At 52.5% G+C, this 22,110-nt stretch carries 24 protein-coding genes; 17 read left to right on the top strand and 7 right to left on the bottom strand.

The window, feature by feature from the left end:
• Window positions 1–11: 11 nt before the first annotated feature.
• The 11 genes from hisG to trxB all read left to right on the top strand — a co-directional run bounded on the left by hisG (window position 12) and on the right by trxB (window position 10,414).
• Window positions 12–659: an ATP phosphoribosyltransferase gene (gene hisG, locus WDY75_RS29930; RefSeq protein WP_063478254.1), complete on the top strand. Its 648-nt coding sequence runs from the start codon at window positions 12–14 to the stop codon at window positions 657–659.
• 31 nt (window positions 660–690) lie between these two features.
• Complete coding sequence (gene hisD / locus WDY75_RS29925; RefSeq protein WP_063478255.1) at window positions 691–1,974, top strand: histidinol dehydrogenase; 1,284 nt, start codon at window positions 691–693, stop codon at window positions 1,972–1,974.
• Between the two features lie 64 nt (window positions 1,975–2,038).
• Window positions 2,039–2,644 carry an imidazoleglycerol-phosphate dehydratase HisB gene (gene hisB, locus WDY75_RS29920; RefSeq protein ID WP_006207522.1) on the top strand — a complete coding sequence of 202 codons (606 nt, stop codon included), beginning with the start codon at window positions 2,039–2,041 and terminating at the stop codon, window positions 2,642–2,644.
• A gap of 3 nt (window positions 2,645–2,647) precedes the next feature.
• Window positions 2,648–3,259: an imidazole glycerol phosphate synthase subunit HisH gene (gene hisH, locus WDY75_RS29915; RefSeq protein WP_006207523.1), complete on the top strand. Its 612-nt coding sequence runs from the start codon at window positions 2,648–2,650 to the stop codon at window positions 3,257–3,259.
• A 36-nt stretch (window positions 3,260–3,295) separates the two neighbouring features.
• A complete protein-coding gene (gene hisA / locus WDY75_RS29910) occupies window positions 3,296–4,027 on the top strand; it encodes a 1-(5-phosphoribosyl)-5-[(5-phosphoribosylamino)methylideneamino]imidazole-4-carboxamide isomerase (RefSeq protein WP_006207524.1) in 732 nt (243 codons plus the stop codon).
• 65 nt (window positions 4,028–4,092) lie between these two features.
• The gene (gene hisF / locus WDY75_RS29905; protein WP_006207525.1) at window positions 4,093–4,851 is read left to right on the top strand and encodes an imidazole glycerol phosphate synthase subunit HisF; all 759 of its coding nucleotides are present in this window, start codon (window positions 4,093–4,095) and stop codon (window positions 4,849–4,851) included.
• Window positions 4,848–5,552, top strand: a complete 705-nt coding sequence (gene hisIE / locus WDY75_RS29900) for a bifunctional phosphoribosyl-AMP cyclohydrolase/phosphoribosyl-ATP diphosphatase HisIE (RefSeq protein ID WP_036644203.1) — start codon at window positions 4,848–4,850, stop codon at window positions 5,550–5,552. Before hisF ends, hisIE begins: the two co-directional genes overlap by 4 nt.
• A gap of 12 nt (window positions 5,553–5,564) precedes the next feature.
• Window positions 5,565–6,404, top strand: coding sequence for a histidinol-phosphatase HisJ (hisJ, locus tag WDY75_RS29895; RefSeq protein ID WP_006207527.1), 840 nt, complete (start codon window positions 5,565–5,567; stop codon window positions 6,402–6,404).
• 169 nt (window positions 6,405–6,573) lie between these two features.
• Complete coding sequence (locus WDY75_RS29890) at window positions 6,574–7,524, top strand: ribose-phosphate diphosphokinase (protein WP_006207528.1); 951 nt, start codon at window positions 6,574–6,576, stop codon at window positions 7,522–7,524.
• Window positions 7,525–7,613: 89 nt separating this feature from the next.
• A complete protein-coding gene (locus tag WDY75_RS29885) occupies window positions 7,614–9,350 on the top strand; it encodes a tetratricopeptide repeat protein (protein WP_006207529.1) in 1,737 nt (578 codons plus the stop codon).
• A gap of 110 nt (window positions 9,351–9,460) precedes the next feature.
• Window positions 9,461–10,414, top strand: a complete 954-nt coding sequence (gene trxB / locus WDY75_RS29880) for a thioredoxin-disulfide reductase (RefSeq protein WP_006207530.1) — start codon at window positions 9,461–9,463, stop codon at window positions 10,412–10,414.
• 135 nt (window positions 10,415–10,549) lie between these two features.
• Here the strand turns inward: trxB and WDY75_RS29875 are convergent, their stop codons facing one another.
• The gene (locus WDY75_RS29875; protein ID WP_156515039.1) at window positions 10,550–11,053 is read right to left on the bottom strand and encodes a spore coat protein; all 504 of its coding nucleotides are present in this window, start codon (window positions 11,051–11,053) and stop codon (window positions 10,550–10,552) included.
• 82 nt (window positions 11,054–11,135) lie between these two features.
• The gene (locus WDY75_RS29870; protein ID WP_006207532.1) at window positions 11,136–11,588 is read right to left on the bottom strand and encodes a GNAT family N-acetyltransferase; all 453 of its coding nucleotides are present in this window, start codon (window positions 11,586–11,588) and stop codon (window positions 11,136–11,138) included.
• Window positions 11,589–11,772: 184 nt separating this feature from the next.
• Between WDY75_RS29870 and WDY75_RS29865 the strand changes: the two genes are divergently transcribed.
• From WDY75_RS29865 to WDY75_RS29850, 4 genes are all read left to right on the top strand, one after another.
• Entirely contained in the window at window positions 11,773–12,591 is an 819-nt protein-coding gene (locus WDY75_RS29865) for a helix-turn-helix domain-containing protein (protein WP_006207533.1), read from the top strand.
• A gap of 177 nt (window positions 12,592–12,768) precedes the next feature.
• Entirely contained in the window at window positions 12,769–13,548 is a 780-nt protein-coding gene (locus tag WDY75_RS29860) for an aminoglycoside 3'-phosphotransferase (protein WP_063478257.1), read from the top strand.
• A 27-nt stretch (window positions 13,549–13,575) separates the two neighbouring features.
• The gene (locus WDY75_RS29855) at window positions 13,576–14,070 is read left to right on the top strand and encodes a GNAT family N-acetyltransferase (protein ID WP_063478258.1); all 495 of its coding nucleotides are present in this window, start codon (window positions 13,576–13,578) and stop codon (window positions 14,068–14,070) included.
• A 45-nt stretch (window positions 14,071–14,115) separates the two neighbouring features.
• Window positions 14,116–14,694, top strand: coding sequence for a GNAT family N-acetyltransferase (locus WDY75_RS29850; RefSeq protein WP_006207536.1), 579 nt, complete (start codon window positions 14,116–14,118; stop codon window positions 14,692–14,694).
• A 60-nt stretch (window positions 14,695–14,754) separates the two neighbouring features.
• On the opposite strand, the gene WDY75_RS29845 is transcribed toward WDY75_RS29850, so the two are convergent.
• The 5 genes from WDY75_RS29845 to WDY75_RS29825 all read right to left on the bottom strand — a co-directional run bounded on the left by WDY75_RS29845 (window position 14,755) and on the right by WDY75_RS29825 (window position 19,570).
• Window positions 14,755–15,003 carry a hypothetical protein gene (locus WDY75_RS29845; protein WP_006207537.1) on the bottom strand — a complete coding sequence of 83 codons (249 nt, stop codon included), beginning with the start codon at window positions 15,001–15,003 and terminating at the stop codon, window positions 14,755–14,757.
• 41 nt (window positions 15,004–15,044) lie between these two features.
• Window positions 15,045–16,466 (bottom strand): NAD-dependent malic enzyme, encoded by a 1,422-nt coding sequence (locus WDY75_RS29840; protein WP_063478259.1) that lies wholly within the window; start codon window positions 16,464–16,466, stop codon window positions 15,045–15,047.
• 33 nt (window positions 16,467–16,499) lie between these two features.
• On the bottom strand, window positions 16,500–18,026 hold the full coding sequence (locus tag WDY75_RS29835) for a tripartite tricarboxylate transporter permease (protein WP_006207539.1): 1,527 nt from the start codon (window positions 18,024–18,026) through the stop codon (window positions 16,500–16,502).
• An 18-nt stretch (window positions 18,027–18,044) separates the two neighbouring features.
• A complete protein-coding gene (locus tag WDY75_RS29830) occupies window positions 18,045–18,500 on the bottom strand; it encodes a tripartite tricarboxylate transporter TctB family protein (protein WP_006207540.1) in 456 nt (151 codons plus the stop codon).
• Window positions 18,501–18,562: 62 nt separating this feature from the next.
• Entirely contained in the window at window positions 18,563–19,570 is a 1,008-nt protein-coding gene (locus WDY75_RS29825; protein ID WP_006207541.1) for a Bug family tripartite tricarboxylate transporter substrate binding protein, read from the bottom strand.
• Between the two features lie 256 nt (window positions 19,571–19,826).
• Here WDY75_RS29825 and WDY75_RS29820 point away from each other — a divergent pair, with 256 nt between their 5' ends.
• Entirely contained in the window at window positions 19,827–21,437 is a 1,611-nt protein-coding gene (locus WDY75_RS29820; protein WP_063478260.1) for a sensor histidine kinase, read from the top strand.
• Window positions 21,415–22,110, top strand: a complete 696-nt coding sequence (locus WDY75_RS29815) for a response regulator (protein WP_006207543.1) — start codon at window positions 21,415–21,417, stop codon at window positions 22,108–22,110. Before WDY75_RS29820 ends, WDY75_RS29815 begins: the two co-directional genes overlap by 23 nt.

Raw genomic sequence — 22,110 nt, 5'->3', positions numbered from 1 at the left:
AGGATTTGAACGTGGCGGAAACGTTGAAAGTAGCGATGCCCAAAGGGCGTATATATAAAAAAGCATCCGCGCTGTTCCGTTCGGCCGGACTACCGATTCCCCTCGATGTGGATGAAACGCGAAAGCTGGTCATTTCCTTGCCGGAGGCAGGAATGGAATTTATTCTGGCGAAGCCGGTGGATGTGCCGACTTATGTGGAATACGGTGTCGCCGATATCGGTATCGTGGGCAAGGATGTGCTGATGGAGGAGAACAAAGACGTTTATGAGCTGCTCGATCTCGGAATCGCGAGGTGCAGGATGTCGGTTATTGGCTTGCCAGATTGGAAGCCGGGCATTACTCAGCGGGTGGCAACCAAATATCCGAATGTGGCATCACAGTATTTCCGTGAGCAGGGTCAGCAGGTCGAGGTGGTTAAGCTGAATGGTTCCATTGAGCTTGCACCGCTCATCGGCTTGGCAGATCGTATTGTCGATATGGTCGAGACGGGTCAGACCCTCAAGGAGAACGGACTGGTGGAGATGACCAGCATTTTTGAAATTACGAGTCGTCTCATTGCCAATCGTGTGAGCTATCGGATGAAGAATGATGAAATTCAGGCATTGTGCGATCGGCTGCACAAGGCCATCATGTCTGAGGGAACTCATGTTTCACGGTAGAGACCATGCAGCGGGATAGGGGGAGATTAAGGTGAAGGTTGTATCAGCACAGGATTTTAAGCTGAAGCGGGAGACCGATTATGGCACACCGGAGCAGAACGAAGTCGTTAAGGCGATTGTGCGGGATATTCGAACGGAAGGGGATGCTGCCTTGCTGCGGCATACTGAGCAATTGGATCGCGTCCATCTGACTGCGGACCAGCTTCGCGTAACGGAGGAAGAGCTCAAGGCGGCTTACGGTCATGTGGAGCCTTCGTTCGTGAAGGCGATTCAGGCAGCAGCGGATAACATTCGTAGATTTCATGTGAAGCAGAAACGAAATTCCTGGATGGATTTTCAAGCTGATGGCAGCATACTGGGACAGATCATTCGTCCGTTGCAGCGTGTGGGTGTATACGTACCTGGCGGAAAAGCGGCATATCCCTCATCGGTCCTGATGAATGTCATCCCTGCCCAAGTGGCGGGAGTTCCCGAGATTGTCATGGTGACGCCACCTTCGACCGGCGGTCAGGATGGAATCAATCCTTATATCCTGGTGGCTGCTGCGGAGGCTGGCGTTACGGAAATCTACCGCGTAGGAGGAGCACAAGCGATAGCTGCGCTGGCTTATGGAACGGAGACCATCTCTCCTGTCGATAAAATTTGCGGACCTGGCAACATTTACGTGGCGCTGGCCAAGCGTGAAGTGTACGGTGCGGTCAATATTGACAGCCTGGCCGGTCCGAGCGAGATTGCGGTATTGGCCGACGACAGTGCGGATGCTTCCTATATAGCGGCGGATTTGCTCTCCCAGGCGGAGCATGATGAGTTGGCTTCCGCTATTCTGGTGACACCTTCCCGCAAGCTGGGTGAAGCCGTTGCCGCTGAAGTACAGCGACAGCTCGAGCTGCTGCCGCGACGTGATATTGCCCGTGCTTCCGTGGACAGTTACGGCGCGGTGATCATAACTGAGTCCCTGAGGGAAGGAATCGAAGTCATTAACCGGCTGGCGCCGGAGCATCTGGAGATTGTGACGGAGGAGCCGATGGCGATCGTGGGCCAGATTGAGAATGCGGGAGCTATCTTCCTAGGACCATACAGCTCCGAGCCGGTGGGCGATTATTTTGCGGGACCGAATCATATCATTCCGACAAATGGTACGGCACGGTTTGCATCGCCGGTCGATCTGGACGATTTTATTAAAAAATCCAGCTTGATCTACTACAGCAAAGAAGCCTTGCTGCGTGACGGTGAGCAGATTATGGAGCTGGCGCGCCGTGAAGGATTTGAGGGTCATGCCCGGGCGATCGGGATTCGGCTTGATCATGAACGATAAACAGCAGAGAAGAACAAAAGTCATCCATTTAGTATGGATATCCGTATAGAGGAGGCAATCAATCGTGAGTAGTTTGGATGCAGCAGCAAGATCAGCCGGCGTGAGCCGTAAAACCAATGAGACCGACATTACCCTGGATTTCAATGTAGACGGCACCGGGATCTCCGAATTGGAAACCGATGTACCGTTCCTGAATCATATGCTGGATTTGTTTACGAAGCATGGTCACTTTGATCTTCGCGTGAAGGCAAAAGGGGACATCGAGATTGATGATCACCACACGGTGGAGGATATCGGGATTTGCCTGGGGCAGACGTTCCGCGAGGCGTTGGGCGATAAAAAAGGGATTAAGCGGTACGCCAGTGTATTTGTACCGATGGATGAGGCGCTTGCTCAAGTCATCGTGGATATCAGCAACCGTCCGCATTTTGAGTATCGGGCCGAGTATCCTTCGCAGCAGGTCGGTTCCTTCCATACCGAGCTCGTGCATGAATTTCTGTGGAAATTGGCGCTGGAAGCCCGGATCACGCTGCATGTCATCGTTCATTACGGACACAATACACACCATATGATTGAAGCGGTGTTTAAGGCACTGGGCCGTGCATTGGATGAGGCGACCAGCGTGGATCCGCGGGTGACCGGCGTGCCCTCCACGAAGGGAGTGCTCTAATCGATGGCGATTGCAATCGTGGATTACGGCATGGGCAACCTGCACAGCGTTGGCAAAGCGGTGGAGCGGCTTGGGTATAAGCCGCTTGTCACCGGGGAGCGGGATGAAATCTTAGCTGCAGATGGTATTATCCTTCCCGGCGTCGGCGCATTCGGAGATGCCATGGAGCAGCTGCGCGAAACCTCGCTGGACTCGGTCATGAAGGAAGCTGCGGACGCAGGGAAGCCTCTGCTTGGGATCTGCCTTGGCATGCAGCTCCTGTTTAGCCGAAGCGAAGAGCACGGGAATCATGAAGGGCTGAATATTTTGCCCGGATCGGTTGTGCGGTTTGCGGGTGGCGACTATAAAGTGCCGCATATGGGCTGGAATTCATTGCAGTTCGAGAAGCGGGAGCATCCGCTGTTTGCGGGGCTTGAGGAAGGTCATGTGTATTTTGTCCACTCGTATCATGTTCTTCCTGAGGTTCAGACCGATTTGCTGGCGGCTACCGATTATGGTCAACCAGTGACGGCCATCGTAGGCCGGGGTTCTGTGTACGGCATGCAGTTTCACCCGGAGAAGAGCGGGGAGCTCGGTATGAGTTTGCTTCGTAATTTCTTGCTTTTAACGACGTAAGGCTACCAAATAGACCAAAGGAAAGTGGGAATGGGGATGTCCTCTTTTATCATATATCCGGCAATCGATATTCGCGGAGGTAAGTGCGTCAGGCTCGTTCAGGGCGATTATAATCAAGAAACGGTATACAATGACAATCCGCTAGAGGTGGCAAAATCGTGGGAGGAGCAGGGCGGCCGATTCATTCATCTGGTGGATTTGGACGGAGCGAAGGCGGGTCAACCGATCAATCACGATATCATTGGGAGAATCGCGGCAAGTGTCCAGGTTCCGGTTCAAGTAGGAGGAGGCCTTCGCACGCTGGCGGATGTGGAGCGGCTGCTCACACTAGGCGTAAGCCGGGTCATTATCGGTACAGCTGCCATCGAGGATCGCGTCTTTACGGAAGAGGTGCTGGGCAAGTACGGTGATAAGGTGGCTATCGGAATCGATGCCCGTAACGGATATGTCGCAACACGTGGCTGGCTGGAAACATCCGAGGTGCAGGCCGAGGTGCTGGCAAAAGAACTGGCATCCAAAGGGGCGGAAACCTTCATCTTTACGGACATTTCGCGTGACGGCATGATGCAGGGACCTAATGTGGAAGCGATTGTCTCGCTTGCGAAAGCCAGCGGCCGTTCGGTTATCGCTTCGGGCGGCGTGACAAAGCTGGACGATCTGCTGGCGCTCAGCGCGCACAGCGGGGACGGTGTAGGCGGAGCCATTGTAGGCAAAGCGCTGTATACAGGCAGCATCGATCTGTATGAGGCTGTTACACGAATCGGTTAATGCTGGAATCGGGCATGTTCGGATTAACGATAAATTGAGTTCATATAGGGGAAGAGGGGAACGGCATGCTGGCAAAACGGATCATTCCTTGCCTGGACGTGAAAGACGGCCGGGTGGTGAAGGGTGTTAATTTTGTAAATCTCCGCGATGCGGGCGATCCGGTTGAATTGGCGGCGCTCTATGACCGTGAAGGCGCAGACGAGCTTGTCTTTCTGGATATTTCGGCATCGGTAGAGGGCCGGGCAACGATGGAGGAAGTTGTTCGCCGAACGGCCGGAGAAATCGCCATACCTTTTACCGTTGGGGGAGGCATTTCGTCTGTCGAGGACATGAAGCGGATTCTGCGGGCAGGCGCGGATAAAATCGGGATAAATACGGCAGCGGTAAGACAGCCGGAGCTCATCTCGGCCGGAGCGCGCAAATTCGGCTCCCAATGCATCGTTGTGGCGATTGATGCCAAGTACAACGAAACGTGGGAAGAATGGGAAGTATACACGCATGGCGGACGTACGCCTACCGGCATCAAGGCGCTGGATTGGGTGAAGCAGGCGGAGAGTTTAGGTGCGGGCGAGATTTTGTTAACCAGTATGGATGCCGATGGCACCAAGGACGGGTTCGATCTGGCGCTGACGTCGGCTGTATCCTCGGCGGTAGGGATCCCGGTCATCGCTTCCGGCGGCGCTGGGCGTGAGGATCACTTCTATGATGTGTTCACAACAGGCAAAGCGGATGCGGGTCTGGCGGCAACGATATTCCACTATAAAGAAATCTCGATCCCTCATCTGAAGTTGCATCTTAGTCAAAAAGGAGTGGAGATACGGTGAGCGACGATATGTTGAAAGATTTATCTCTGGAGCAGGTCAGCGAGCATATTCGATGGGACGGGGCAGGCCTGGTACCGACGATCGTACAGGATGCACAGAGCAAGGAGGTGCTGATGATGGCTTATATGAACCGGGAATCGCTGCGATTAACGCTGGAAAGCGGCGAGACTTGGTTCTGGAGCCGTTCGCGTGAGGAGTTGTGGCATAAAGGGGCCACCTCCGGGAACGTGCAGACGGTGGTTTCCATGACGTATGACTGTGATGGGGACACCCTCTTGGTGAAGGTGAATCCGAACGGACCGGCCTGCCATACCGGTCAAACGACCTGCTTCCATAATGAGATTACCGTTCCGGGTCAACAGAGTGAGCCTGCCAATCAGGGTACGGCGGCGGAATCTGGGGAGCGCTTTGCCGTTCTTGCCGAGCTGGAAGAGGTCATTGCCCAGCGTGAGATCGAGCGTCCGGAAGGCGCTTATACGACCTATTTGTTTGATAAAGGCGTTGATAAGATCCTCAAGAAGGTGGGCGAAGAGGCCTCGGAAACGATCATCGCCGCCAAAAATAAAGACAATGCCGAGCTTAAACTTGAAATCAGCGATCTGATCTACCACCTGCTGGTGCTCCTGCAGGAACGGAAGCTGCCGCTGGATGAGATCATGGATGAGCTGAGCCGCCGCCATGAACGGCCGCGCCGCGATTAGGAGGGGCTGCCCATGCATATAGATTACCATACCCACCATGCCCGCTGCGGACATGCTGAAGGCCAGCTGGAGGAGTATGTGCGGCGCGCTGTTGAGCTTGGGATGGATCAACTGGGTTTGTCGGATCACATGCCCTTGATCCACGTCAATCCAGAGGACTATTACCCTGAAATGGCGATGCCGATGGACGAGCTGCCGCGTTACGTGGAGGAATGCTTGCTGTTAAAGGATCGTTACAGGGGACAGATCGACATTCGGATCGGACTTGAAGGCGATTATATCGAGGGATATGAAGAACAAATCGAGCGAATCGTGAGGGACTATCCCTGGGATTATGTGATAGGCTCCGTACACTTTCTGGGAGAATGGGACATCACGGATTATCGCCAGACCCACGGCTGGGATGGCAAGGATCCGCTTGAGGTCTACGGTCAATATTATGATGCGGTACAGAAAGCCGCCGCAACCGGATTCTATGATATCATGGGCCATCTGGACGTGATTAAACGATTCGGATATGGACCAGGTCCCGATCAGAAGCTGGACGTGATCGCTCTGGAACAAGCAGCGCTTGCTGCCGTAGCTCACAGCGGGACTGCCATGGAGCTGAATGCTTCCGGATTATCGAAGGCATGCGAGGAAATGTTCCCAAGCCGCCGCATGCTGGAGGAAGCGGTCCGACTCGGCATCCCGTTGACTTTAGGGTCGGATGCCCATCAGCCGAAGAAGCTCGGTGAACATCTGGATCAGGCACGGGCACTGTTATCCGAGCTGGGTGTTCGGGAAATCGCAACCTTCCGTAACCGGAAGCGGGAGATGGTGCTTTTGAATGTGGGAGAAAACAATGTATAATAAAGACAAGCACTAATTGCAAACAGGTTCATTGCAGACGGCTGTTTTCCTCTCCAGAAGACCCTCATCGACGGGTGCAGGAGACGGGAACGGCCTGATTTGACGATAGCGCTTTCAAACCATCGTTGCGTCAGCCGACCATATAAACCACTCTCGTCAGGAGGTCCTCATGTATCGTTCACTACGATTGTTCGCCGGAACTTCCAATCCGACGCTGGCGGCAAGCATCAGCCAGCAGTTGGGAGTTGAACTCGGGAAGATCAAAATTTCCCGCTTTCAGAGTGGCGAAGTTTACGTGCATTATGAAGAGAGCATCCGCAATTGCGATGTCTTTCTGCTCCAGTCCTTTTCTCACCCGATCAATGAAATGTTTGTGGAACTGCTGGTGATGATTGATGCCGCCAAACGTGCATCCGCCCGAACGATTAATATCATTGTGCCTTATTACGGTTATGCCAGACAGGAACGCAAATCGGCCCCGCGCGAGCCGATATCCGCAAAAATGGTAGCTGATGTGCTTACCACCGCCGGGGCCAACCGAGTCATCACAATTGATCTGCATGCGCCAGCTATACAGGGCTTCTTCAATATCCCGGTGGATCATCTGACTGCGCTGGATTTGATCACGGATTACCTGAAAGCCAAGAATATCGAGAAGCCTGTCATTGTATCTCCGGATGCGGGACGGGCCAAGACAGCGGAGAAGCTCGCAAGCCGCCTGGGTTCGCCGTTTGCCATGATGGTGAAGCAGCGCCCTGCCCATAACGAAGCGGTCATCACCCATGTCATTGGGGATGTGGCGGATCGTACGCCCATCATTATCGAGGACTTGATTGATACGGGATCAACGATCGTACAAGTGGTAGAAGGTCTGAAGGAGCGCGGGGCCCAAGATGCCATTGTATGCGCGACCCATGGACTCTTCTCCGGGGAAGCTTTGACCCGGCTTGATCATGCACATATCGAGGAAATAGTTATTACAGACTCGATTGCGCTCCCTGAGCATCACTGTAAGATGCGGCTGAAGGTGCTGTCCATTGCGCCTATGCTGGCACAGGCATCTCATATCATTATCGAGGGCGGATCGATCGCCACTTTATTCAAAGACGCCGGTGTGTAAACTGGTGTCTTTTTTCTGCAAATGACATTGTAACTTGTGTTATACTGTTCTGGATAGAGGAGCAAGTTAAAGGAGGTGCCTTGCTTTTCGTGAATGGTAATCCATATGGGTCCAGTGACCCCCACAATGTTATATCTATCGAGATGAATGCCAATTTTTTCTTCGATCGCGCGGTTCGTTCGCTTGATCGTTACCAATATGACAAGGCTCTGAAGTATTTTCGCAAAGCTGTTGAATATGAACCGGATAATCCGGTGAATCATTGCAATATGGCGGGTATATTATCAGAGACGGGAGATTATAAAGCTTCGAACGATGTTCTAGCTCACATCCTGGAGCAGGTGGACCCGTTGATGACAGAATGCTATTTCTATATGGCGAACAATTACGCTAATATGGAACAGTTTGAGAAGGCGGAAGAGGCGCTTGTCACTTATCTGGAGGAAGATCCGAACGGCCAGTTTCTGGATGAGGCGGAAGAGATGATGGAACTGCTTCATTATGAGCTTAACCGTCCTGCCAAGCTGAACCGGATCAAGAGTCGTGAAGGCGTGGTCGAGCATGAGCATGCGCGGGCACTGCTTGAGGAAGGCAAGTTCGCACAAGCGGTCAAGCTATTGGAGGAGATCGTCAAGGATTACCCGGATTTTCTGGCTGCGCGCAATAATCTGGCTCTGGCTTATTATTATATGGGGCGTTTCGACACAGCGAAGCGTACCATTGGCGAGGTGCTGGATCAGGAGCCGGGCAATCTGCACGGATTGTGCAATCTGGCCATCTTCTTTCAGCATGAAGGAAATCAGGAGCAGCGTGACCGTTTAATGGACATGCTAACAGTGACGGTACCTTTTCATCTGGAGCATGTGTTCAAGCTGGCTACGACGATGGGAATACTGGGGCAGCATGAAATTGCGTACGGTCATTTCCGCCGGCTTCTGAAGGATGAGGAGTTCAGCGGCGATCCAAGCCTGTACCATTACACGGCCGTTGCGGCTTGCAACAGCGGTGATTATGACAGGGCCGAGAAATACTGGCGGCAGGCGCTGAAGTTGGACGGAGATTCGGTGATTCCGAATTTCTATCTGGCTCAGCTGCAGAAGCGCAAAGAGACTGGAACAGACCAGATGAAGGTAAGCTACCACTATCATCTTCCATTCGAGGAGCAGTTCAAACGCTGGGAGCATGATGGCGATAAATTGACGGAGGAAGCGAAGCAGAATCCGCTAATTCGCTCTTCTTTCTTCTGGGCGCTGAGACATGGCGATCCGCAGACCAAGCTTCAAGTGATCCGAACCCTGGAATTGATTGCCGATGAAGAGGTGCAGCACGCTCTGCAATCGTTCCTTCAGGAACCGGGAGAGGATGCGGAGCTGAAGGATGCCGCTCGTCTGGTGCTCCAGCAGATGGAGGCCGCCAGCAATCGGCTGAAGGAACGCCGCGATGACCGCGAAACGTCCAGCGGCAAGAGCCGCGAGGTGCTGCCCGACTGGCTGCCGTCCTGGAAGGCGGTGCTGGAGAAGGCCGAACAGACGATGGACATGCGTGTAGATGCCTTCTGGAAAAAAGAGCTGGAGAATCTCTGGTCCGATTTCCTCAGCCGGCTGTATCCTGATATTCCGAGTATTCGGAATGTGGAGGGCTGGGCAGCGGCATTGGAATATTTAACGGCCAAGAAGCGTGGACGCACCCTGACCTATGAACAGGTTGCGGTCCGTTACGGCATTTCGCCATCCACGGTTAGCCGCTACGCGCGTCAAATTGATAGCGTATGTGAAACGAAAGTGCAGCCGGATGATAATTTCCGGCCATTTACGGAAAACATTTAAGTAACAACCCATATTCGGATACTTAGGAGATCTTGGTACGGAAAATTCCGCAAGTCCTGAATAGGATGTAGTGATCAGCAGAAATCATCACCATTAAGGAGGCTGTATATATGTACAAAACAATCGTAATCGGAACTGGACCTGCCGGATTGACGGCAGCCATCTACTTGGCGCGCGCGAACCTGAAGCCGCTTGTGATCGAAGGCATGCAGCCAGGCGGCCAGCTTACGACAACGACGGAGGTTGAGAACTTCCCTGGATTCCCGCAAGGCATTATGGGTCCCGAGCTGATGGATAACATGCGTCAACAGGCGGAGCGCTTCGGTGCAGAGTTCAAGAGTGCATGGGTGGAGTCCGTTGATTTCTCCGAGCGTCCGTTCAAGGTGAATGTCGAGGGAATGGGTGAGCTTCTGGCTGAGTCCGTGATTATCTCGACCGGTGCTTCCGCGAAGTATCTCGGAATTCCCGGAGAGCAGGAGAATGTTGGACGCGGCGTAAGCACGTGCGCAACGTGTGACGGATTCTTCTTCCGCGGGAAAAAAATCGTTGTTATCGGCGGCGGCGATTCTGCAATGGAGGAAGCCAGCTTCCTGACGCGTTTCGCTTCCAGCGTAACGGTCGTGAACCGTCGTACCGAACTGCGTGCATCCAAAATCATGCAGGATCGTGCACGTGAGAACGAGAAAATCGAGTGGGCTCTGGATCGTACGCCTGTTGAGGTGGTTACCAGCGAAACCGGTGTTAAAGGGTTGAAGGTCCGCAACAATGAGACAGGCGGGGAAGAGCTGATTGAAGCGGAAGGCGTGTTCGTAGCGATCGGGCATACCCCGAATACGGGCTTCCTCGGCAATCAAATCACAACCGACCCAACCGGCTATATTCTGGTTACGCCAGGAACTACGGAGACCAACATTCCAGGTGTATTCGCTTGTGGCGACGTTCAGGATACGCGTTATCGCCAAGCGATTACGGCTGCAGGCACTGGCTGTATGGCCGCAATGGACTGCGAGAAGTATCTGGAGGGTCACATGGTGCATGACTGGAGCGAAACGTTGAATAAATAAATCCCTTGCTCTTAAGGATGTATATGGATAAAAAAAGCCCCTGTGCTATACAGCGGAAGGAAGTCTGCGCGAGACGATATCTCGCTTAGCTTCCTGCTGTACAGTCGGGGGCTTTTCGTCGTTGGCTGTAGAAGTTTACATGCCCAATGCCTTATTGGCATTCTTCACGTCATTCTCCAGCAATTCCTTCAGGTTATAAGCCGGATACAGTCCGCGCTCCAGCATATAATTGAATACCTTGGTGTGGAGCTCAATGGCTCTGTGCATCTGTTTGTGGAACGTTTCTTTTAAGCTTGGCGTTGCGGTCTCGGTAATGGCAGAAGCGTAGCCGAGAATTGAGGACTTGGCATAACCCAGCAGCTGACCTGCGTAGAAAGCGGTTAGTTCCGAGTCCGAAAGGCTGCGGGTTCCTGTTGGAGCTTCGGAAAAATAAGGCAGCAATTCCCGCAGGTTCTGCTCGATGTCTCTAATCGCTTCGGCATACAGTGCATGGAGAGGTTTATCCTTGATATTATGAATGGACATCTTGAAGCCGATCAGGCTGTTTGTCTGCGAAGCGGTTATTTCATGCAGCTTCATTGTTTCATGCCATGCAAGATGGCTCGGGTTTGGCTTTATGCTCACAATGTTTGCCTCCATTAAGTATGATACATTAGCCTATTCCGGTGAAGGGCGAATGGTGCATTGCATGATTGCATGCAAGACATTGCCCTTACTCATGTTATAAATCTTGTGACAGCCGTACCATGTCACGAAGCCGCATTCCATTCTCATAGATTTCTTCATCATAATGCCGGACAAAAAAGTCCCGATCAATGCCAGTCATCCGAAATCCGCATTTCTGATACAGTGCCAGCTGCGCGACGCCGGTGCTGCCGGTTCCGATCTCAATCGTGGCATATCCAAGAATTCGGGCCTGACCGATGGCATGGTTCACGAGCAGCTTGCCGTATCCTCGGCCATGGAGATTCTCGCTCACAGCGACATTCACGAGCTCGATTGTATCCGGCCTGGTGGGCAGCAGGACGTAGACACCGATCATATTCGATTCATCTTCAGCTACATAACAATGGCCGCGCTTCACATAATCCTCAACGAGTCTTGGCGATGGATCCGCAAGCAACAGCAGGTCCATGGGGGGCATTTCATGGGTATTGAGTTTTCTAATGTTCACGAGTGTTCTCCCTTAAGAATTTCATCAGTAATGTAAACAGGTTTATTGTAACATGTCTTTACAGCGCATTCCTGTATTTGGATGATATTCAACTTGCGGTTGAATTCCTCCGGGATTCAATAAGCAGGTTATTGTACGTCCCCCGGAACGCCCCTACAATGTGGTTATTAGGAGCGTGATACATATGAGAGACATGTTAGCCAAAAATATCAACCGTTACCGCAAAGAGCGCGGTCTTACCCAGGAAGCCTTGGCGCACAAGCTGGGCGTGACGTTTCAGGCGGTATCCAAATGGGAGACCGGGCAGACTATGCCTGATGTCGCACTGCTTCCGGAGCTGTCGCAGCTGCTGGAAGTCAGTATGGATAAGCTGTTCGGTTATTCCTCAACAGGCAAATCCCTCAGCATCTATGAGGAGGAGTACAAAACGCCGGACTATTATTGGGGCACGGAGCCGGGCGCAGCCTGCTATCAGGTGCTTGAGATGATTCCTCCGACAAGAAGGATCAAACTGCTTGACATCGGGTGCGGGGAAGGGAAGGACGCGGTGTTTTTTGCCCGTAATGGCTATGATGTCACTGCCTTCGACATTTCGGATGCGGGGATTGAGAAAACCAAGAGACTGGCCGATCAGATCGGGGTTCACGTGAACGTATTCAAGGCGGATATTTCAGATTACCGTCTGGACTCGGAGTTTGATGTGCTGTATTCCAGTGGCGTGCTGCATTATATTAGACCGGAGTATCGTGAAGAGATCTTTGCCAATTACAAAACATTCACTTCAACAGAGGGACTCCATTGCCTCAACGTATTCATCCAGAAGCCGTTCATTGCACCTCCTCCGGAGAATGAGCCATACGCTTATGATTGGAGATCTGGGGAGCTGACGATGCATTACCACGATTGGCTGATTCACAGCTGCCCGGAGGTGATATTTGATTGCAACTCGTCCGGCATACCGCATCGGCATGCCATGACCAAGATGCTTGCGCAGAAGGTGTGATGGAAGAGGGCGTTTTGGTGATCAAAAATAGGTTAAACAAAAAAATACCGGCTGTAAGGGAAGGATTAGACCGGTGAATCGCCAATTCATACTGTACAGATTCGAAGGCGTTCCGAGGGGGACGTCTTAATTCTAATGAACTGAGGCCGCCGATGGGATGGCAGGTAGGGAGAAGTTATGAAAAGAGTACGTATTCCATTTGATATAAAGACGCTGCCTGTCAGCTTGCAGCCCTATATCCAGGCGGCTGCCGTCTATGACAGCAGCTCCTCGGAACAAGCCAGAACCCTGTACATCGAGGGAGCGAGCCAACGTATGTTTTTGAAGATAGCGAAAAGGGATGAACTAAAGAGAGAGGGAATGATGTCAGATTATTTATATGGAAAGGGTCTGGCTCCCAAGGTCATGGCTTATGAACAGGATAACGGGAACGATTACCTGCTGACCGAAGCCCTGCAAGGGGATGACGGTGTATCCGGAGGGCATTTGGAAGATCCGAAGAAGCTGGCTGCCGTATTCGGGGAGAGTCTTCGTTATCTCCATTCTTTATCTGCTGCGGATTGTCCATTTCCGAATCGAACGGCTGAACTTTTGAAAGAGTATCAGGAAAGCCTCATGAGCAAATCAGATAAAATTGGAGCCTTTCCCGGTGGAAGGGAACGGGCTCTGTCCGATCTTGAGAAGCTGGGAGGAACGGCAGTTCATGATGTGCTTCTCCATGGCGACTACTGTCTGCCGAATATCATCATGAGGGATTTCCGCCTCGAGGGATTCGTTGACCTGGGTTATGGCGGGATTGGAGACCTTCATTATGACCTTTATTGGGGCATCTGGACGCTGCGATATAATCTGAGTTGCGATGACTACAAGGATATTTTCCTAAATCATTACGGACGTACCCACTTCGATGCGGAGAGATTGGCTATATGGACTGCACTGACAGACATGATCAACTAGCAGAAGAGGAGAAAGGAGGAAATGCATATGAATTCGTATCAGATTCGCGCTGCAGGAATGGAGGACGGGGCATTCTTGCGGGATATGCTGTATGAGTCCCTGTACGTGACTGAAGGAGAGGAGCCTTTTAGCCGGGACGTGCTTGAAGAGCCGTTCATGAAAAAATATGTGGAGAACTGGGGCAGAGCCGGCGATCTGGGTTACATTGCTGAAAATGGTGTCGGCAAGCCGATAGGCTCGATCCATATCCGTTATTTTGATGAAGGGAACAAGGGATTCGGTTATGTCAGCGATGATATTCCGGAGCTCGGGATGGCGCTGCTTCCGGAATCCCGCGGACAAGGAATTGGGACCGCACTCATGAAGGAATTGTTCAGGGGAATGAAGAAGAAGGGAATTCACAAGGTATCGCTTAGCGTAGATCCGGGGAATGCGGCGGCTATGAAACTATATGAACGTTTTGGATTTCTGGAGGTGGGGGTGAGCGGTACCTCTATCACGATGGTTGCAGATGTGGTCTAAAACAAGGAATCTTGAACGACTCATGATGGAGAAGGGTGGATAACGATGCTGGTGTACGAGGCAGGACCGATCACGGTCCGCGAGCTGGAGGAGAGAGATGAGTCATCTTTGGTGTTCTGGCTATCCAACCCGGATGTGCTGCAGTACTACGGGGGAAGGGACCATCCCCATGACCCAGCGCTGGTGAGGGAGCATTTCTACGTGGATGATGAGGAGACTCGGTGTTTGATCGAATATGACGGGAAGCCGATCGGATACATTCAGTTTTATCCCCTGGATGAAGAGGGGCTATATCATTACGGTTATGAGAAGGCTGAAGCCGGTTCCATAGCGTTCGGGATGGATCAGTTCATCGGAGAGCCGATTTATTGGAATCAGGGCATCGGCACGAAACTCGTATCATCCATGGTGGATTATCTCGTGCATCACCGGCAGGCCGAACGTATCGTGATGGATCCGCAAACCTGGAATGAACGTGCCATCGCTTGTTATGAGAAGTGCGGGTTCCGTAAGGTAAGAATGCTGGAGAAGCATGAACTGCATGAGGGAGAGCTTCGGGACTGCTGGATCATAGAATATAGGGGGAAACGCCACCAATCAAATTCATCCGAGGAACCATTATAAACATAATGAAGCGCCCCACGAGCATAATCGGGGGCGCTTTTTATCGGAATATAAGAAGCTCTAATCCTCTTTCAGCTGAAGCTGAAGATGATGCTTCGCGAATACTTCCTGCATGGCGGCTTTCGCTTCCAATTGGTCTGGGCCGTAAACGTACAGAAGGTAGGTTTGATTGCGGTACAGCGTCATGCTTAGGCCCAGTATGCTTTTTACGTCAATATAATGATCCGGCCCCAGGACGAGTACGATGCTTGATGAGAAATCATTTGCCCTCATATTAATGTCCACGATGGCCCTTATGCTGCTTCCCATTAGTGAATCCTCCCCGCTTCATGGAATGGAGTCGATAATCGTTAACGATATTCTCTTGGAATTCTGCGGGCTACTCCTGTCCGGATGGCTGCTCGGATGACGAGGTCCCGGATACCGCTTACGACTTGCTGGTTGAAGACACTCGGGATGATATAGTGCCTGCTTCGTTCCTTGTCCGAGACAGCAGAAGCGATGGCTTCCGCTGCTGCCAGCTTCATCTCCTCGTTGATCGCGGAAGCTCTGCAATCCAGGGCGCCGCGGAAGATGCCGGGGAAGCATAACACGTTATTGATCTGGTTCGGATAATCTGATCGTCCTGTGGCGATGACACCCACGATATCCTCGGCTTCTTCCGGCAGAATCTCCGGTACCGGGTTTGCCATTGCGAAGACAATAGGACGTTCCGCCATGGTTTGAACATGCTCTCTTTTCAGGATTCCCCCGGCCGACAGGCCGATGAATACGTCAGCACCCTGGATGACCTCTTGCAGCGTTCCGGACAATCGATCGGGGTTGGTATGGTTGGCGTACCATTGCCACATCGGATTGTCATACGTCTGATCTGCCGTCAGTGCACCAATGCGATCAACACCGATGATATTCTTCACGCCTGCCGACAACAGTATTTTGCTGCAGGCTATGCCCGCAGCACCGATGCCGCAGACGACCACCTTCAGATCCTCGACCGATTTACCAACGACCTTAAGCGCATTGATCAGGGCAGCGTACAGGACGACGGCTGTTCCGTGCTGATCGTCATGGAATACCGGGATGTCGAGCTCCTCGCGCAGCCGCTGTTCAATCTCGAAGCAGCGCGGTGAGGAGATATCTTCCAGATTAATCCCGCCGAACGCAGGGGCAATGGCTTTGATCGCCGCAATGATGCCCTCGGTATCCTGCGTATCCAGGCAGATGGGGAAGGAGTCCACGTCCGCCAGCTGTTTGAACAGCATCGATTTGCCTTCCATGACCGGCATGGCAGCATATGGACCGATATTGCCGAGTCCCAGGACAGCGCTGCCGTCGGAGATGACGGCGACGGTGTTGCGTTTCACGGTGAGCGTAAACGCCTTGCGCGGCTCCTCATGAATGGCCATGCATACGCGTGCGACATCCGGTGTATACACGCGGGAGAGGTCGTCACGGTTTTGGATCGGCGCTTTCAGCTTGGTCTCGATTTTTCCTCCCAGGTGCAGCAGGAAGGTGCGATCGGACAGATGCTGCAGCCGAACACCCGGCAAGGTGCGGATGCGCTCGGTAATGATGTCGATGTCAACGGTATCGATGACGGTGATGGTGACGTCGCGAATCGTAGTATGACTGCTGGTCTGGATGACGTCAATGGCTACGATGTCGCCGCCAGCCTCAAAGATAGCGGCCGTCACTTGACCAAAGCTTGCTTCTTCCGTATTCATTTCGATTCGGGCAATGACACTTTTGCCGCCTAGTTTGCTGGTATTCATGACTGCCTCCTTGACCTATCGGTATACGTATAGTTAGCCTTCTTCATTCACGACAACTTCTTTGCCTCTGCGCTTCAGCAGAATCGGAACGAGAATCCAGAGAACTGCAATGATGAGGAATGTCAGCGACATCGGCTTCTGCAGGAAAATCATGAAGTCGCCGTTGGATGTGGTTAGTGCCCGGCGCATATTGTTCTCAATCATCGGGCCCAGTACGAGTCCGAGCACGAGCGGGGCCAGCGGGAAGTCATTACGAGCAAGCAGGAAGCCCGCAATGCCGCAGCCGAGCAGCAGGATCAGGTCGAAGATCTGCGCTTGAACGGCATAAACACCGAATATGGAGATGGCAATGATGATCGGGATGAGGTATTTAGCCGGGGTCTGGATGACCTTGGCAAATACTTTGACCAGCGGCATATTCAGTACGAGCAGAAGCAGGTTGCCGATGAGCATGCTGGCAATCAGCCCCCATGCGACTTGAGGATGTTCCTCAAACAGAAGCGGGCCCGGCTGGATGTTATACATGATGAGCGCCCCCATCAGGATGGCGGTGGTGCCGGAGCCCGGTATGCCGAGCGTCAGCAGCGGGATCATAGCGCCTCCGGATGCTGCGTTGTTGGCCGACTCCGGAGCGGCTACGCCTGCGATGTTGCCTTTGCCGAAGGATTCCGGATTTTTGCTGATCTTTTTCTCAACGATATAACTGAAGAAGGAAGCGAGTGTTGCACCGGCGCCCGGCAGAATGCCGATAAAGAAGCCGAGAACGGAACCTCGGGCAATCGGTCCGGCGCTATCCTTCAGATCCTTGCGTGTTGGCAGGATACGGCCGATCTTGGACGTTTGACCCGCAATGTAGTCTCTCTCCAGGATGGATTTGAACACTTCACCAAGGGCAAACAAACCAACGGCAATCGTCAAGAATTCCAGACCGGAGTACAGGATTGGAATGTCGAAGGTGAATCGGGCGACGCCGGATACGGTATCCATGCCGATGGTGGCCAGAAGCAGGCCGAAAACGGTCATAATGAGTGCCTTCGTGATCGATTTCCCCGCAAGCCCGCTCACCGCGCAGAGTCCGAGCAGCATGAGCGAGAAATAATCGGCAGGGCCGAATTTAATCGCAACATTGGATAAAGGCTGTGCCAGCAGGATTAATGCCACAAGCGCAAAGAGCCCGGCTGCAAACGAACCGATGGCAGCGATGGACAGTGCCGGGCCGGCTCTGCCCTGTTTTGCCATCTGATAGCCGTCCAGCGTTGTCACGACAGACGAGGACTCTCCGGGCGTATTGAGCAGGATCGAGGTTGTAGAGCCACCATACATGGCCCCGTAATATACGCCAGCAAGGAGAATGATGGAGCTGGTGGCTGCTGCTTCCGCTGGCAGGCCGCTTGTCATGGAGGCGGTCACCGGGATCAGAAGCGCGACGCCGCTCATCGGACCGATGCCGGGCAGCACGCCGACGGAGGTGCCGATCAGCACGCCGATGAAGGCGAAGAGAAGATTATGCCACTGCAAGGCGGTCATAAAGCCATCCGCCAAATAATCCAAAACGTTCATTGTAGATTCCTCCCATGCTCATGATAGCCAAGACGGGAAGCCCGGCATGGAGCCTTCCAGCAAGACAACAAAGATGACATACACGCCGCCGGAGAACAGCGCGGAGATTAGAATGGATTTCAGCCACTTCCCTCGTTCCAGCGTCTGGAACGCAAACAGGAGGAACAGGAATGTGCCGATGATATAACCGATGACTTCAAGGAAATAGGCGTAGAGAAAGGCTGCAGCGAAAATCATAAAGAATCGCTTGTAATCCAGCTTCTCCTTCTGGCTTTCTGTCGGCTTTGCCTTCAAAGCTTCATAAAACAAACGAATGCTTAGCAGTACAAGCGCCAATCCGAGACCAAAAGGGAATATGTTAGGCCCAACGGTGCTGCCGTATGCGGATGCGCTGATCTTGGCGCTCTGCCACATGAAGCCGATGCCCAGGAGCAGGAATACGATGCTGGCGTAGCGGTCAAACGTTCTGTTCAAGGGTGACACCTCCTCAAGGATGAAAAGGGAGAGGAAACCTTCGCTCCCTCATTCCCCCTGTATTACTTCTGCATGCCAAGCGCTGTGAGCAGCTCCTGGACATCTTTTTCCTGCTCTTCAAGGAATGCCTTGAAGTCCGCAGCATTGCGGTATTCACTTGCCCAGTCGTTGGCAACCAGCTCTTTTTGCCACACTTCATTCTCGGAGAGGTCCTTCAGCGTTTTGTCCCAGAAGGCAAGCTGCTCCTCCGACAGTCCTTTCGGACCGAATACACCGCGCCAAATCGTGAATTCAGCGTCAAGGCCCAGCTCCTTCAGCGTAGGCACATCTTTGAAGTCGCCGCCGAGGCGCTCGCTGGAGGTGACGGCCAGGATTTTGATTTTACCGGCTTTTAGATAGCTGCCTAGCGAAGAGATGTCCGTGCCGATGGCGTCCGCATTGTTGCCCAGGAGTGCGGCGATGGCTTCGCCTCCTCCATCATAGGACAGGTATTTCACGGTTCTTGGATCCACACCGGATTTAAATGCAGGCAGAACGCTGATCAAATGGTCCATGGAGCCTGGTGCGGAACCGCCCGCAAGTGTAACGGAGGTGGGATCGGCCTTGATGGCGTCGATTAACGCTTGCAGGTCAGTGAATTTGGAGTTGGCCGGTACGGCAATCGCTCCAAAGTCTTTGGTCATCTGGGCGAGAGGGGTCACGTCCTTGTAACCAAATGGGCTGTTTCCTTCCTTTTTCAGATTGTTGATGAGAATCGGCGGGGAGCTGACAAACAGTTTGTAAGGATCTTCGTTGTCTTTTGCCACAAACTCCGCCAGGAATACGGTACCGCCGCCGCCGGGCTTATTCTCGACGGTCATGGTCTGGTCAATGAGCTTCGTTTCCGTTAATACCTTGGCGAGGGAGCGTGCGGTTTTATCCCAGCCACCGCCGGCACCTGATGGGGCCGTCACAATAATGGGTTTTGTCGGGTAATCGCCGGTGCTGCTTCCGGTAGTGCTGCAGGCTGTCAGGCTCATCGCAAGGACAAGCGCGGCCGCTATGATTTTTAAGCCATTTTGTTTACGCATGGATAAGTTCCTCCTTTGTTCTTAGCCAAGAGTGCGCTTAGACTGTAAGCGCTTACTGCAATGGGTGTTTTAATACTATCATCCTGCGTAAGGCTTGAATAGAATTGCGCCATAAGTTGAAAAAGCTTCATTTCGCTAATTTTGTTCATAAAATTTACGGCCAATTTTTGTCAGGGGCTATGTTAGAGGTGTGATCTAGAATACAATAAGAAAATCAGAATCTAGAGTATATCGACAAGCATACGGGGGAGATTGAATGCGTTTACAGACGAGGCTGATTCTGCTGATTGGCACGCTGCTGTTTGCCGTAATTGTTGCTTTGACCTTCAGCTTTGAACGGCTGCTGGTCAACACGCTGGAGAAGAGCATCGGCGCATCGGCATTGAAACTTGCAAAGGCCGTTGCCGAAATGGACGTCATTCAGGATGCATTCGAGGAAGAGAATCCCTCTGCCATTATTCAGCCCGTTGTGGAGGAAATTCGGCTGGAAACGGACGCGGAGTATATCGTTATCGGTAACCGGGACGGCATCCGGTATGCGCATCCCCTTACCGATCGAATTGGCAAGGAAATGGTCGGTGGAGATAATGGGCCGGTACTGCAGGGCATGAGCATCATCTCGAAGGCCATCGGTTCCATGGGCCCCTCGCTTCGGGGCAAAACGCCGATCTATAATGATAAGAACGAGATTATCGGTATCGTATCGGTCGGCATTCTGATGAAAGATATTGAGATATCAGCACAATCGTATCGTAATCGTGTTCTGTTATTAGCGAGTCTCGCCCTTATTCTGGGCTGCGGTGGTGCCATATGGATCTCGTCCAGCGTCAAGAGATCCATTCACGGTCTGGAGCCGAAGGAAATCGGATTATTATACCAAGAGAAACGGGCCATTCTGGAGACGATTCATGAAGGCATTATCGCTGTTAATCGCGAGGGTGTCGTAACCCTGGCCAACCATACCGCGATGATGATGATGGATCCGGAGGAGCGCAAGCTGGTCGCCGGACAGTATATACAGGATGTAATCCCGGGCACCAGACTGCTGGAGGTTATGCAAACCGGGGAAGCGGAGAAGGATCAGGAGATGGTGATTAATGATCACGCGGTTGTGGTGAATCGACTGCCTATCTACGACCATGAGCATCGGATTGTAGGGGCGGTATCGAGTTTTCGCAACAAATCCGAGCTGCTGCGCCTGACCGAAGAACTTACGCAGGTAAAGAGGTATACGGAAGCGCTGCGCGCGCAGACGCATGAATATTCCAACAAGCTGTATACGATCTACGGCCTGATCCAGCTGGAATCGTATCAGGAGGCTATGGATCTGATTACGCATGAGACGGATGTGCACCAGAATCTGATTCAATTCCTGCTGCAGGAAATACCGGACCCGATTATCGGTGGCATTCTGATCGGGAAATTTAATCGCGGAAGCGAGCTGAAGGTAAAGGTCGAAATCGACCGGGGCAGTTCCTTCAAGGATATCCCAAGTCATATCAGCCGTAATCAGTTGGTTACCATCATCGGTAATCTGATCGATAATGCCATGGAAGCGGCTTTGGCCTCACATCCCGATAACAGATGGGTCAAGGTCAGATTACACGACAAGGGTGACGAATTGAGTATTGAAGTTTCCGATGGTGGCACCGGAGTTACCGGGGAGAGCACGGAGCGTTTGTTCGATCTGGGGTATTCCACCAAGGGTGAGAGCAACCGAGGCTTTGGTCTGTCTATCGTAAACGGTACCGTACAGCAGCTGCACGGCACGATTGCTTATCACAATGTGCCTGCGGGCGGCGCGGTATTCACGGTTATAATTCCAAAAACAAGGGGGGATGTCCATGATTCGGGTCGCAATCATTGAGGATGATGTGCGCATTGCCAGCATTAACCAACGGTTCGTAGAGAAGGTGGAGGGCTTCGAGGTCGTTGGCATCGCAACGGATCGGGCCCAGGCGCATGAACAGCTGGACATATTGGCGCCGGATCTGGTTTTGTTGGATTTATATTTTCCTGACATGTCGGGTCTGGATTTGCTGCAGCATATTCAGCGGGGGTATCCGCATACGGACGTTATTATCATAACGGCAGCCAAGGAATTCGATACAGTGCGAGAGGCGATTCGCGGCGGAGTCTACGATTTTATGATCAAGCCGGTCGTATTCGACCGTTTTCAGGAGAAGCTGAAAGCCTACCGGAAATATTACGAGCATATGAGGCAGCTCGGCGGCGCGAACAAGCAGATCGATCAGCAGGGCATCGACCAGCTGTTATGGCGTGCAGGAGAACGGTTGGATCGGGAGACGTATTTTCCAAAAGGCATCGACAAACTGACGAGTGAGAAAATTCTGTCCTATATCGAGGAGTCGGAAGACGTGTGGACAGCAGAGGAGCTTGGCAAGCGAGGCGGCTTCAGCCGTACAACGGCCAGAAGATACCTGGAATATTTCGTGGAGAAAGGCGTGCTGGTGGCCGATATTTCATATGGCACGGTAGGCAGGCCGGAACGGGTGTATCGGAGGGCAGAGAATGGATGA

It is taken from the genome of Paenibacillus glucanolyticus (assembly GCF_037333485.1).
GTDB classification, from domain to species: Bacteria; Bacillota; Bacilli; order Paenibacillales; family Paenibacillaceae; genus Paenibacillus_AQ; species Paenibacillus_AQ glucanolyticus.
This window is presented reverse-complemented; position numbering and strand designations above follow the sequence as displayed.